General features: G+C 59.6%; 12 protein-coding genes. 4 read left to right on the top strand and 8 right to left on the bottom strand.

What is annotated here, in order from left to right; translation table 11 throughout:
* Nucleotides 1–32: 32 nt before the first annotated feature.
* The 5 genes from Q0931_RS14490 to Q0931_RS14470 form a co-directional block, all read right to left on the bottom strand.
* Nucleotides 33–602 carry a hypothetical protein gene (locus tag Q0931_RS14490; RefSeq protein WP_299261505.1) on the bottom strand — a complete coding sequence of 190 codons (570 nt, stop codon included), beginning with the start codon at nucleotides 600–602 and terminating at the stop codon, nucleotides 33–35.
* Between the two features lie 2 nt (nucleotides 603–604).
* Nucleotides 605–2,107, bottom strand: a complete 1,503-nt coding sequence (locus tag Q0931_RS14485) for a HAMP domain-containing sensor histidine kinase (protein ID WP_299261503.1) — start codon at nucleotides 2,105–2,107, stop codon at nucleotides 605–607.
* Nucleotides 2,108–2,845: 738 nt separating this feature from the next.
* Nucleotides 2,846–4,183, bottom strand: a complete 1,338-nt coding sequence (gene argA, locus Q0931_RS14480) for an amino-acid N-acetyltransferase (protein WP_299261501.1) — start codon at nucleotides 4,181–4,183, stop codon at nucleotides 2,846–2,848.
* Nucleotides 4,184–4,377: 194 nt separating this feature from the next.
* The gene (locus Q0931_RS14475; RefSeq protein WP_299261499.1) at nucleotides 4,378–5,643 is read right to left on the bottom strand and encodes an inorganic phosphate transporter; all 1,266 of its coding nucleotides are present in this window, start codon (nucleotides 5,641–5,643) and stop codon (nucleotides 4,378–4,380) included.
* Between the two features lie 46 nt (nucleotides 5,644–5,689).
* The gene (locus Q0931_RS14470; protein WP_299261497.1) at nucleotides 5,690–6,370 is read right to left on the bottom strand and encodes a TIGR00153 family protein; all 681 of its coding nucleotides are present in this window, start codon (nucleotides 6,368–6,370) and stop codon (nucleotides 5,690–5,692) included.
* A 103-nt stretch (nucleotides 6,371–6,473) separates the two neighbouring features.
* Here Q0931_RS14470 and Q0931_RS14465 point away from each other — a divergent pair, with 103 nt between their 5' ends.
* The gene (locus tag Q0931_RS14465; RefSeq protein WP_299261495.1) at nucleotides 6,474–7,385 is read left to right on the top strand and encodes an inorganic triphosphatase; all 912 of its coding nucleotides are present in this window, start codon (nucleotides 6,474–6,476) and stop codon (nucleotides 7,383–7,385) included.
* A 36-nt stretch (nucleotides 7,386–7,421) separates the two neighbouring features.
* Here the strand turns inward: Q0931_RS14465 and Q0931_RS14460 are convergent, their stop codons facing one another.
* Nucleotides 7,422–9,263, bottom strand: a complete 1,842-nt coding sequence (locus Q0931_RS14460) for an EAL domain-containing protein (protein WP_299261493.1) — start codon at nucleotides 9,261–9,263, stop codon at nucleotides 7,422–7,424.
* Between the two features lie 249 nt (nucleotides 9,264–9,512).
* Here Q0931_RS14460 and Q0931_RS14455 point away from each other — a divergent pair, with 249 nt between their 5' ends.
* Nucleotides 9,513–10,502 carry an ion transporter gene (locus tag Q0931_RS14455; RefSeq protein ID WP_299261491.1) on the top strand — a complete coding sequence of 330 codons (990 nt, stop codon included), beginning with the start codon at nucleotides 9,513–9,515 and terminating at the stop codon, nucleotides 10,500–10,502.
* 87 nt (nucleotides 10,503–10,589) lie between these two features.
* Here the strand turns inward: Q0931_RS14455 and Q0931_RS14450 are convergent, their stop codons facing one another.
* Both Q0931_RS14450 and Q0931_RS14445 read right to left on the bottom strand, forming a co-directional pair.
* Nucleotides 10,590–11,210 carry an L-threonylcarbamoyladenylate synthase gene (locus tag Q0931_RS14450; protein WP_299261489.1) on the bottom strand — a complete coding sequence of 207 codons (621 nt, stop codon included), beginning with the start codon at nucleotides 11,208–11,210 and terminating at the stop codon, nucleotides 10,590–10,592.
* Nucleotides 11,211–11,243: 33 nt separating this feature from the next.
* Nucleotides 11,244–12,179 carry a PHP domain-containing protein gene (locus Q0931_RS14445; protein WP_366941623.1) on the bottom strand — a complete coding sequence of 312 codons (936 nt, stop codon included), beginning with the start codon at nucleotides 12,177–12,179 and terminating at the stop codon, nucleotides 11,244–11,246.
* A 183-nt stretch (nucleotides 12,180–12,362) separates the two neighbouring features.
* Here Q0931_RS14445 and Q0931_RS14440 point away from each other — a divergent pair, with 183 nt between their 5' ends.
* Nucleotides 12,363–12,932, top strand: a complete 570-nt coding sequence (locus Q0931_RS14440) for a septation protein A (protein ID WP_299261487.1) — start codon at nucleotides 12,363–12,365, stop codon at nucleotides 12,930–12,932.
* A gap of 2 nt (nucleotides 12,933–12,934) precedes the next feature.
* Nucleotides 12,935–13,234 carry a YciI family protein gene (locus Q0931_RS14435; protein ID WP_299261485.1) on the top strand — a complete coding sequence of 100 codons (300 nt, stop codon included), beginning with the start codon at nucleotides 12,935–12,937 and terminating at the stop codon, nucleotides 13,232–13,234.
* Nucleotides 13,235–13,378: the final 144 nt, after the last annotated feature.

The raw sequence follows: 13,378 nt of genomic DNA, 5'->3' as shown, positions 1-13,378 counted from the left end.
GTCTCCTTGCACACCCAACGCGCGAGGAGGGCTCAGGGGCTCTGCCTGGCGTTCATGCTCTCCTCTATCGCGGTCAGGGCATCCAGTTTCTTTTTCAGCTCGACGTTTTCCTGCTCCAGCACCTGAATCTGCTGGCGCTGACGGCTGTTACCCTGAGTACTGCGATTATGCTGTGCATCCAGCCTGGATTGAAGCCTGGATTGAAGATCGATGCGACGCTCCAGATCCCTTTGCCACTGCTGCAGTAAAGGCTGAATGCTCTCGGGGGCCTGGGCGGTATAGCGCCTGAACAGCGCAAGACCTGCCGGCCAGTGCTCGGCCTCCTCCTGAGAAAAGACCACCGCTCGGGCCAACCCGCCACGAGGCGTGTCGCTGCCCATGTATTGAAGCACTTCATCACGCCATTGCTGTGTGCCGGTTTGCGCAGCACGACCAAAGGCGACCCACGTCGGTAGCAGGCATTCGTCATCCACCATGGTGGGAATGCCACGGGTAATACACCCTTCTTCAGCAGCGCCGGGAACGCGATCGCCCAGCATGGCGCATCCGCTTAGCAGCATGGTCGCCGTTAAAAGACTGCCTGCGATCAGATTGTGCTTCATTGTCATATCCTTGCCAGCGCCGCCTTTTCCCTTGCGGCCCGGGGTAGAGAGGGATTGTCCTGTGAAGACTCTTCCACGATCCAGGGAAGTACCAGTTCAAAGCAGACTTCACAGCCGTTGATCGAGTCCTCGATCAGACTCAGCGTCCCGTGCTGTGCACGCGCACTCTCGGCGGCCACAGAAAGTCCGATACCGGACCCCTTGAGCGGCCCCTTGCGCTGCGAGCTGCCCTGATAGAACGGCTCAAACAGATGGTCGCGGTCACGCTCGTTGATGGCCTGGCCGCTGTTGGCCACATCCAGCGTCAGGTGCTGCTGATCGGCGCTCGCTGAAATATAGAGCCGCCCCTCGTCTTCGCCATAGGCAATGGCATTGGACACCAGATTGTCGAGTATACGAGCCGTGCGCGCCCGGTCGGCCTGCCAGTACAGCGGCGCGCGGCGCTCCTCGACGACCATGCCCTTTTGCTGCAGGGCGAGACGATGCTTGGAAAGCACCTCATGGATGACACTTGCCACGTCAAAGCGCGTCACATTGAGACGCCGATTCTGCTGGAGCAGATTGTAGTCCAGCAGCTGTTCGATCAGCGTCTGCAGCTCCTGACCGCTTTCATCGATCAACAGCACGATTTCGCGCTGGCGCTGGGTCATCTCGCCGACCACACCATCGGCCAGCAGTCCCGAGCCTTCGCGAATACTGGCCAGCGGCGTCTTGAGCTCATGAGACATGTGACGCAGAAACTGCTGCTTTTGTTCCTCAAGCTCACGCAAACGTGCCGACAGCCATTCAAGACGTTCCTCCAGATTGACCAGCTCCAGCGGGCCCTGAATCGGGTGACTCTCCTCGGTATCCCCACTGCCTCCGATACCGAGAATGCGCTGCTCGAGCTGGCGAATCGGGCGGATGATACGCCAGGTGAAAAAGAGGATCAGCATTAGACTGAACGAGACCAGCGCCAGCGTGGCTTGCCACAGGCGGGTCGTGACCTGATCGGCCTGGGTGCGGATCTCGTCGATGCGAGCATCGACCTGCCGCCGGGTGGCCTCGGCCAGTGCTTCCGTAGTGGCCGTAAAGCGGCTGAATTCGGAAAGCTGTGCGCTCAGGCTCGCCTCGCCGGGTGTCGGCAGGGTCTCCAGTACGGTCAACTGCTGGCGCAGCGACTGCATCAGGGGGTTGTCCCCCATGAAAGCGGCATGCTCGTTGAGCAGATCGCTGTAGCGCGCGCGGCGCTCACCATAGATTTCAAGCAGGCTCCGATCATCGAGTACCGCATACTGACGGGCGCTGCGCTCCATGTCCGTGGACAGATTGGTCAATTGACGGGCGCGACGGGTTTCGTCGACCGCCTCGCGAGCGCTGACATCCGCCAACTCTGAAAGCTGGGAAAAACTTTGACCGGCGAGATGAATCAATACACCGATCGGCAGCATGACCAGCAAAAAGGCGGTCAATACCTGCTGAAGAAGGGATCGAGGACGCCACCGACGCTTTATTCGAGAAGCCATGAGTTGACAATCTCCGACAGGCGAGCCGTTAAATGAAATCGTGAGGAATGCGGGAGAGAATAACCGATATTCTCACCGTCCGATAACGTCCGTACACATTTTTCACTCATTCAGTTTCATTAACCCCGGTGGAATAAAAAAAAAGAGCCGGCAGGGCCGGCTCTCAACATACGCAGGGAACTGAAGGGTAATGTGGTGATACGCCCTGCCCGCCTGACCATGCAGGGCCAAATCACCGAGGGCCTGGAGGGGCCCGAAGCCACGCTATCGAGATTGACATTCAGGCTTTCGATAGCGCCTGCGGCTTCTTCATGATCAAAGACACGCCGTGGCGCTGTCTCTGAAAGACGGACCCGGGATGGCATCCATGCCATGGCCGGAACGGCCTGATGCCTCCTTTCATGGGTCTTCGGCGGGCAAGCGTCACAGGGCACTCATTTCCACAGAAGCCTTCATGACATGCTTTTTCGCCATGCATAATCCGTAGCCAAAGACGTGCCATCATTAAATTTCAACTTTAAAAACAAAAACTTGAAAATTCAAACCGCTCAAGAACACCTTTCCCTGCAAATACAGCGCCATGGCAAACCCCAAAAGCGTCGCCAGATGGCGACAACGCAATCTTCTTTATAATTTATCTATATGTTTTTATTGAATTTTATGATGTCTCCATGGACCGACAAATGCCGCCTGGTGCTGTCTTGAAAGCAAGACAGTGGTGCTTGCTTATGCCTGGGGTCAGCTCCCTGCCTTTGACAGGCCATGGGAGGTCAGTGTCTTGAGCAGCACTCTGGAATTGCGCTGCGGGTTGTAGAGCTGACGCCGCCTTTGAGGCAGCGCCTCAAGGTCTGACGTCACAAAACCACGCTCCAGAAACCAGTGCAGGGTATGAGTCGTCAGCGCAAACAGAGTGGTCAGACCCTGCTCGCGGGCGCGCTGCTCTACACCCTCGAGCAGCAGATCGCCGCGCTCGCCGCCGCGGTAACTGGGATGAACCGCGACACAGGCAAGCTCCGCGCTACCTGCTTCCGGATAGGGGTGAAGCGCCGCACAGCCGATCACCATGCCGTCACGTTCAATGACCACATAGTCGTCGATCTCCTGTTCCAGCCGCTCGCGTGAACGCGCCACCAGCATGCCCCGCTCTTCCAATGGACGCAGCAGCTCCAAAAGCCCGCCGATGTCGTCGATGCGGGCACCGCGCAGCTGCTCATAGCGCTCGCGGGTGATCATGGTGCCGACACCATCACGGGTAAAAAGCTCGGCCAGCAGCGCATCGCGGTCCTGCCAGGAGATCAGGTGAGTACGGCCCACGCCCTGACGGGCCGCATCGCAGGCAATATGCACATGCTCGGCCAGTTCGGTATTCTCGTGCTGGCAGGCCAGTGCCTGCGCCTCCTGCAGGTTGGGCTGACGCAGCAGTCGACCCTGGGCATTGTGCAGCCCGCCAGCACGGCCCACGATGATCAGCTTGTCGGCATGGAGCGCAATGGCGGCGTGGCGGGCAATATCGGCTGCATCCAGATCAAAGACCTCACCCGTACTGGAGTACCCCAGTGGTGGAAGCACCACCAGCGAGCGCTGATCCAGCAGGGTCCGAATGGCATCGCTGCGTATCCGGCGCACCTCGCCTGCCCGCAGAAAATCGACGCCTTCCCGAATCCCCAACGGCTTGGCCATGACCAGATTGCCGCTGATGGCATTAATCTCGACGCCATGCAGCGGCGTATTGGAAAGCCCCGGCGAAAGCCTGGCTTCGATGGCCAGACGCAGGGTTGAGACTTCGCGCTCGATCAACGTCATGCAGGCTTCATCTACCACGAATCGACCCTGATGGCGTGGCGGCGTCAGCGCGGCCTCCTGCAGTGCCTGGCGTACCTGGGCGCGCACACCAAAGACCAGCACCAGCCGCACCCCCAGGGTATGCAGCAGCGCCAGGTCCTGAATCAGCGGCGCACGACGCTCGGGCGTCAGCCCTTCTCCCTCGATCAGTACCACAAAGGTACGTCCCCGGTGGGCATCGATATAGGTCGATGAGTTTCGAAACCAGTCGGCAAAGGGAAATGAGATATCCAAGGGGACTCCAGGATCAAACAGGCATCAATAAGGACTCACAAGGGTGAGATGTCCCCATCTTAAAGCAGCCGGCGCCGGGACGCAGGCTCGGGTGATGTCACCGAACGTCGGACACAAGGGCCTAACACAAGAAAAGGCCGCCGTGGATCACGGCGGCCTTTTCTGGCAAATCATGGCAAAGCTCTGTCGAGAGCCTAGCCAAACATGCCCTTGAGCATGAAAAAGAAGATGATCGACAGCGCCGCACCGGCCGGCAGCGTCACCAGCCAGGAAATCACGATGGTGCCCAGCACCCGCAGGTTCAGCGCCTGCATCCCGCGCGCCAGACCCACACCGAGTACTGCGCCGACCAGCGTATGCGTGGTCGAAATCGGCAAGCCCGTGCCGGAGGCGATCACCACGGTCGTGGCAGCAGCAAGCGTTGCCGCAAAGCCACGCGAGGGCGTCAGTTCGGTAATGCCGGTGCCGACGGTGGCAATCACCCGGTGGCCATAGGTCAAAAGCCCGACCACGATACCGCCTCCGCCGAGGATCAGGATCCACCAGGGCAGCACCGCGCTGCCCCCGATTTCGCCCTGATTTTCCACGACGCTGACCACTGCCGCCAGCGGCCCCACGGCATTGGCCACGTCGTTGGAGCCGTGGGCAAATGCCATGGCACAGGCCGTAAACATCATCAAAACACCGAAGATGCGCTCGACGCCTGAAAAACTGGAACGATTCTCCTTGCGTGGCTCGTGTCCGATACGCCGTTCAAGCAGGATACCCAGCAGCGTAATGATAGCGCCGACGCCCATGGCCCAGAGCAGCGCATTAGTAAAGCTGAGGTTCAGCCCCACATGGCTCAGACCCTTGAGCAGCGTCACCATCGCCACGATGAATCCGACCAGAAACATGTAGCCCGGCACATAGCGACGCGCCGCTGCCAGCGGATCCTTGTTTTCAAAGATCAGGGACTGAATCGAGCGGAACAGCAAAAAGGCGATCAGGCCCGCCATGACGGGTGATACCACCCAGCTCGAGACGATCTTGCCCAGCACGTCCCAATGCACTGATTGTGGCCCCAGGCCTGCCACGGCAAAGCCTGCGATAGCGCCCACGATTGAATGCGTGGTCGATACCGGCCAGCCCTTTTTCGAGGCCACCATCAACCAGATGGCAGCGGCCAGTAGCGACGACAGCATGCCGTAAACAAGGTACTGCGGAGTTTCACTGAGCAGTGAAGGATCAATGATGCCATTGCGAATGGTGGCCGTGACTTCACCGCCGGCAAGCCAGGCGCCAAGAAATTCAAAAATAATGGCGATAATGATCGCCTGACGAATGGTAATGGCCTTCGAGCCCACCGAGGTGCCCATGGCATTGGCGACGTCATTGGCGCCCACACCCCATGCCATGAAAAAGCCAAAGGCACAGGCGAGAATAATAAAGAGCTCGCCATGCTGTACGATGATGTTCATAGAAAATGTCGTTATCCGAACTTCAGCACCCGATGGTGACGTGCACCTATCGGGCCAAAAGGATTTGCAGGCGACTGCCTACGCGTTCAGAGCGGTCGGAAACCTCACCGATCCAGTCAATGATCTGGTAAAGGAACATGACATCGATTGGCGGCAGTTCTTTTTCCAGCTCAAAAAGGCGGCGGCGGATCATGACCTGCTGATCGTCGGCCTGGTGTTCAAGCTCATGGAGCTTGCGAATCTGATCGTTCAGAAGATCGGAAACATTGCGTCCAAACCCCGATTCCAGCAGATCATCCAGCTCGGCCAGCGCCTGCCGCGCCTGATGCACGGTGGCGACTGCCGTACGCACGTATTCCTGAAAGATGTCTTCCATCGCCTCGGGAATACGCATGCGACGGCCCAGCATGATCCCGGCGATATCCTTGATCTTGTTGGCTATCTTGTCCTGTACACTGATCAGCTCGAGCAGGTCGGAACGCGAGACCGGCAGAAAAAGGCTGTTGGGCAGATTCATGCGGATATGGGTTTTCAGCTCGTCGGCCTCATGCTCGCCGGCGCTGATGCTATTGCGAATCTCGCCAGCGCGTGTCCAGTCCTGCTCAAGGGTTGCCTGAAAAAAGATCGGCAGCAGGTCGGCACACTCGACGGTCTTGTCGATATGTTCAAGCAGCGGCTGAAACGGCGACCGGCCGAACAGTGCTGAGAAGGGATTGGATGACACCATGGTAATTTCACTGCAATGAAAAATGGCGTCACCAGTATATTTATCTGATCACCCTGCGTCATGAAAATTTAACGTTTGGCCCCCGGATAGAGCGAATCAACACATGAATCCGAGCACGCACAGCGACGACACTGTCACAAATGCCCCTGATTCCCCGCAGGAGGTGGAACTCAAGCTGGCGCTGGGCCAGGGCAGCGCCGAGACGCTGAAGGCCCACCCGCTATTGCAGAGCACGCCCTCCGAGACGCATCGACTGGCCAATGTCTATTACGACACGCCCGACCGTGCCCTTGAGCAGCATCGCGTAGCCCTGCGCCTGCGCGGCGACGGCCAGCGCTTTGTTCAGACGGTCAAGACCGCCGGCAGCGGCCACGGCGGACTGCATACCCGTGGTGAGTGGGAGACCCAGCGTGACGAAGAAAGTCTGGACACGGACTGGCTGGCAGGACTCGGGGTGATTCCGTTTGAGCAGGACGCCGTACGGCAGACGCTGCAACCGGTCTATCGTACGGACTTTCAGCGCACCCGGTGGCTGCTCGAACATGAGGGCAGCCATATCGAATTGGCGCTGGATATTGGCGAGGCCATCGTCGGCGAGCGTCGGGTTGCCATCCATGAAATCGAACTTGAGCTCAAGGCTGGCCGGGAAGCGGCGCTCTGGTCGCTGGCCGAACAGCTGGCCGGGCAATGCGCTCTACGCCCGGCCAATGCCAGCAAGGCGGCGCGGGCCGTCTCCCTGCGCGAGCAGCAGTGGACGCTGCCGCCCTGCGCGCTCGATATGCCGGAACAGTGTCTGGAGCGTGCGATTCTGGCGCTGGATGCCTTCCAGGACAGTCGAGAGCCGGAATTTCTGTATGCCGCCCGCCAGGCGCTGCTTAATCTAACGCGTCATGACGAACCGGGCGTGGCGATGCTGGCCGGCCGACTGGCGGACGCCCTGGCGCGTCCCGAGTGGCTTGATGGTCCTTTCGGCCAGCAGTGGCTGCTGTTGATGCAGCATCTGTATCGTCAGTAAACAACCGCAGCATTGATCACGGGCCGACCTGATGCCTTAAAACGACGTCGGCTGCAGGGCTACTGGCAAAAGCGTGGCATTGAGCCGTCCCAGCACGTCCTGGGACGGCATGGGCCGGGCATAGATAAAGCCCTGGATCTGCTCGGCCCCCATGTCGCACACCGTTTTGAGCGTCGCACTCTCCTCGACTCCTTCTATTACCACGCGAAAATCGAGGCGGCGGCACAGATCGATGACCGACGTCATCACGTGGCGCTTGCGCGGCTCACGCTCCAGATCCATCACAAAGCGGCGATCGATCTTGATGCAATCCAGCGGCAGCTCGCACAGCTGTGACAGCGAAGAGTAGCCGCTGCCGAAGTCATCAAGGGCAATGGAGATGCCGTGCTCGCGCAGCCGGTTCAGATTGCGCAGTGCAATGGCAGGTTCGGCCAGCACGGCCGACTCGGTGATTTCCAGATTGACCCGCCGCGGGTCAGCACCATGCTTGTTGATCAGCCGCATCATGTCATCGACCAGCATCGCGTCCTTGAGCTGATGGCGGGACAGATTGATATTGATCACGAAATTCTGGCCAAAGCGGTGAGTAAAGGCCGGATCCACCAGAATGTGCAGCGCCTTGTCGATCAGCTGCTGACTGAGCTGATGAATCAGGCCAGTGGATTCCGCCGCCTCGATAAAGGCGCCGGGCATGGCGATGCCCTCCTCGCCATCGCGCAGACGCATCAGCGCTTCAAAGGCAACTACCCGCCCGCCCTCACTGACACTGACAATGGGCTGCAGAAAACAGAGCACGCCATCACAGGCCAGTGCCGCACGGATCAGCTGCTCTCCACGACTGGCCTGCCGGGCGCGCTCCTGAAGCTCATCGCTGTAGTAGTGGATACCGCCCACGCCCGTGCCGGAGGCGTTACTAATGGTCAGGCGCACCTGCTTTCTCAGCGTTTCCACGTTGACAGTGCTGCCGGCGTCAAAGGGCACCACGCCCACGACATACGACAGCCATACGCGCCCTGTAGGTGTTTCCAGCGGCATGCCCAGCATCTGCTGAATCGGCTCGACCAGGCGCGCCATGGTCTTTTGATCATGAAAGGGGGCGACCAGCGCATAGCTGAAACCGGGCAGCGCAATCAGCCTGCCGGCAGGCAATAGCGTGACCAGCAGATCGGCGATGCGGGTTTCCAGTTCGCGGGTATTGCTGAAATGCTCGGATTCGCTCAACAGCGTGGCATTGACCAGGGTGATCTGGATCAGCGCATGGCGCGCGTTGTACGTATCCTTCAGGGCATCTTCCAGAAGCTGGTCGAGCAGATCGGAGTTGCCAAGCCCGGTGACCGGATCACGATAGCGCTCATCGGTGATATCACTGAGCACCCCGGTCAGACCCGCCCCCCCTGCCTGATCATGGCTGACCGTGCGCAGGCGCACGAAACGCCACTGCCCCCGGCCATCCAGAAGACGGCATTCGATTCGCGACAGCCCACGGGTAGCGGCCGCCTGATGACATAGCATTTGTACCCGGTCGCGGTCCTCGGGGTGCAGCTTCTGGCACCACTGGGTCAGTGACAGGGGTTTGACGTTGTCGTGATACAGCATTTCCCAGCGTGATGACAGCGTCAGGGCATCGTCTTGTGCCTGCCAGTGCCAGATCACGTCGTGCTCACACAACAACATGCGCTCATATTCAGACAGCGGGATACCGTCCGGCGCCGGGCGAACAGCCTCCGGCGTCGAGGGAGTCTCGAGCAGCTCAAGCAGGTTGTCGCAGCAGGTCGACAGGTGGGCAAGTCTTTTCTCGTCGGGCGACGTCGATCCTGTCGCGAGCTCATCGGCCAGATAGCGGATATCGTGACATAATGCCTGCACCGTACGACTCATGGCGCACCCCGTAAATGTTGTTGCTGACCGGCGACGGACCTTATCGCGCACTGCTCGTCACCCTCCTTCGACGGATTACCCAAAATACGCATGCGTTAGCCATCAAGCGTATTGCTGTCTTTAACGGCGGGGGCTGCGTTTGCTGAAGCGTCATGGCATGATTTTCCATCGTTTCCCATGAGCCCGGAGACTACACACTCCCCCAAGGATTTCGGAGCGCCGGTGAGCAGCGACCCCCACGAAAAACAAATGACGCTTCGAGACCGTATCTTTCAGATCATTTTTGAATCGGATACCCCGGCCGCCAAGGGCTTTGATATTGCTCTGATCATCATGATCGTGTTGAGCGTTACCATCATCCTGCTCGATAGCGTCGCCAGCCTGCAGGCGCGCTACGGCGAGGCCTTCATGATCGCCGAATGGGTCTTTACGGTCATCTTTACGGTCGAGTATCTACTGCGCCTTTATTGCCTGGATCGTCCGGTGCGCTATGCCCGCAGCACCTATGGCCTCATCGATCTGCTCAGCCTGCTGCCCTCCTGGCTAAGTCTGATATTCCCCGGCGCTCAGGCCCTGCTGGTCATCAGGGTACTGCGTATCATGCGTTTGTTCCGGGTACTGCGTCTGATGGGCTTTGTCAGCGAAGGGCATTTGCTGCTCGAGGCGCTGGAGCGCAGCCGCCAGAAGATTTTGATGTTCTTGATGACCGTCATGTCGCTGGTCATCGTGTTCGGGGCACTGGTCTATCTGATCGAGCCGGTCGAGGCCGGCTTTACCAGCATCCCCAAGTCCATCTACTGGGCGGTAGTGACGCTGACCACGGTGGGCTATGGCGATATTTCCCCCATTACGCCCCTGGGGCAGTTCATCTCGGCGATGATGATGATCCTGGGTTATTCGATTCTGGCCGTGCCCACCGGCGTGTTCTCGGCCGAGGTCATGCGCTCGATTCGCCGCGATCACTACTCCGATGAGGCCTGCCCGGGCTGCGGTCACGAAGGCCACGAGCGCGATGCCAAATACTGTCGTCGCTGTGGTACCTGGCTCAATGAAGAGGCCGAAGATCCCAGGCGCAAGGAGCTCGACGAAGAGATCGAACAGCTGCAGCAGGACCGCCAATCCATCAACGAGGAAATGAAGCTGCTAAAGCAGGAGCGCGACGGCACCTCGCCCTCCCACGACGGCTGCGACCACCCGGATGAGCCGCATGAACCCGATGAGCCACCGAATCATCGATAGCCACCACGCAGTGTCATGACCCAAAAAAACCTGCAGACGACCCTGCAGGTTTTTTTGTGGGCAACGACCGGGTCGCCGGATGACTCATCAACCAAAGGCGCTGGTATCGCCTCGCCCCTGTCGAAGGACTTCGGGCGGCAGGATTCGCATGTCCAGCACCGTGGTGGGTTCCATCGGGCAGGCGCCGCCATCGATGATGGCATCGAGCTGCGCACCGAAGCGGTCACGAATTTCTTCGGCATCCGTCATGGGCAGCGTCTCGTCCGGCGCAATGAAGGTCACGCTCATCAGCGGGGCGCCGGCGGTCTCCAGGATATCCCGGGTGATGCGATGATCAGGCACCCGAATGCCGATGGTACGCCGCTTGGGGTGCAGCAACAGCCGCGGCACCTCATTGGTGGCATCAAGGATGAAGGTGTAGGCGCCCGGCGTATGGGCCTTGAGCACCCGAAAAACCGGACTGTCCATGCGGGCATAGGTACCGATCTCGTTGAGATCGGGAAACATCAGGGTGAAATTGTGCTTGTCATCAAGGCCACGCAGCCGCTTGATCCGCTCCACGCCCTTTTTATTGCCCGGCAAACAGCCCAGCGCGTAGCCCGAATCGGTCGGATAGGCAATGACCCCCCCTTTTTCAAGAATCTCGCGCGTTTGGGTTAAAAGGCGCTTTTGCGGGGTTTCCGGATGCAGGGAAAAGAACTGGCTCATGGATATCTCTCCTGGGTCTGGCAAAAATGGCGCTTAAGGCCTTTTAAAGGCGGGTATCAGCCGCGGATGCTGCCAGATGGGCATCAGCTGACTGCGAGGCACGGCACTCAGGGTGCCCGGAGCAAGTGCACCGCCCTGATAGTGAAAGTCACTGCCCAGCGAGGCATAAAGCCCTCGCCTGGCCAGAAGCGAGGCCAGATCGCGGCTGCGGTCATCATTCTGGTAGCCGCTGATCAGCTCGGCGCCCTCGCCGCCGAGTTCGGTGAACTCATCCAGCAAAAGCCCCAGCCGACGCCGGGTCAACCCGTAGCGCAGCGGATGCGCCACCACCGCCACACCGCCAGCCTGGCGAATGCTCTCAAGCGTTTCTTCCAGTGTGGGCCAGTGGACCTTCACATCGCCAGTCTTTCCCGCCCCCAGATAACGCTTGAAGGCACGTGTCATGTCCGGCACGAGCCCTGCCGCGACCAGCGCCCGGGCAAAGTCGGGGCGCCCCAGCAGCCGGGCGCCTGCGCTCTGTTCGCGCGCGCGCGCCAGGGCATTGTCAAGACCGACCTTTTCCAGCCGTCTGGCGATCTCCAGCGCCCGATCATGCCGAGCCTGCGCCAGACGTTCGAGCAGCGCCATCATGGGTGCCTGAGCCGGGCCATGCCACAGCGCGACCACGTGAATGCCCACCCCCTGCCAGCGGGTGGACAGCTCGACCCCGGGCACCAGCGTCATGCCCAGCGCCCGAGCCTCGCGTGCTGCCGCCTCGACGCCATCGATGGTATCGTGATCGGTCAGTGCCGCGCACGACAGACCACGCTGATGACACAGTGTCATCAGCGCCTGCGGCGAAAGCCTGCCGTCAGAGGCCGTGGAGTGCATATGAAGGTCGATATGGCCGGCCTGCTCGAGCGTCATACCGGGATCAAAGGATGACGATCCGGTGTCAGGGAATGACGAGATAGTATCCTGCGGGTTCATTGGCCTCCCGGTAGCAGCAAAATCAGTGGCAGCGAAGTCTGCGTGGTATAACAGCGTGGCCGTCACTCAAAACGTGACGACGGTAAGTGCGGGCATGTTGCGCCGGGTGTCCCAAAGAATCAATGAAAGCCCATGGTGATGCGCCACGCCCTGCCCGCTGGTCTTTTTTCAGGAGTGTTGTGTATGAAAATGCTGATCGACTTTCTGCCGATCGCCATCTTCGTTCTGGTCTATCAGATGACCAAGGATATCGTGCTGGCCACCGCCGTGCTGATTCCGGCCACCATTGTGCAGGTGCTCTTCACCTGGTGGCGCTGGCGCAAGGTTGAAAAGATGCACCTGGTCACCCTGGCGCTGGTCGTACTGCTGGGCGGTGCCACCGTCATTCTGGGGGATGGCGACTTCATCAAGTGGAAGCCGACCGTGGTCAACTGGCTCTTTGCCGTGGCCTTTCTGCTCTCGCCGCTGTTCGGCGGCAAATCGCTGATCCAGCGAATGATGGAAAAGAACCTGACCCTGCCGGCCCCGGTCTGGATGCGCCTGAATCTGGCCTGGGTGGTCTTCTTTCTGGCCATGGGCGCGATCAACATCGCGGTGTTCACCCATTTCAGCGAGGAAGTCTGGGTCAACTTCAAGCTCTTTGGCATGATGGGCCTGACGATTTTGTTCATCCTCATTCAGGGCGTTTATCTGGCCCGCCACCTGCCCCGCGAAGATGAGGCGATCAAGGGCACCGACACCAGGGAGAAGTAAACATGCTTTACACCATCATCGGAGAAGATGTGGATGAAAGCCTTGCGGCACGACAGAGCGTGCGCCCCGAGCATCTGGCCCGTCTGGAGGCCCTGCGCGACGAGGGTCGTCTGGTTCTGGCCGGACCGTTTCCCGCAGTGGACGGCACCGATCCTGGAGAAGCCGGCTTCAGCGGCAGCCTGATCGTGGCCGAGTTCGACTCTCTCGAGCAGGCACGTGCCTGGGCCAATGACGATCCCTACGTCGGCGCCGGTGTTTATGCACAGGTCAGCGTCCGTCCGTTCAAAAAAGTGCTGCCCTGATCTTTAAAGAGTCCATATTCGCGGGGCTCGCGCATGCTTATCCACAGGATTGTCGTTATGCACACTCTGCGTGGATAAGCCTGTGACAACATTGTGCGATCCCCGCGAACACATTGCGCAAAGCGTGATAATGACAGGCCTCCC

The sequence above is a fragment of the uncultured Kushneria sp. genome (genome assembly GCF_947497025.1).
Classification (GTDB): domain Bacteria; phylum Pseudomonadota; class Gammaproteobacteria; order Pseudomonadales; family Halomonadaceae; genus Kushneria.
This window is presented reverse-complemented; position numbering and strand designations above follow the sequence as displayed.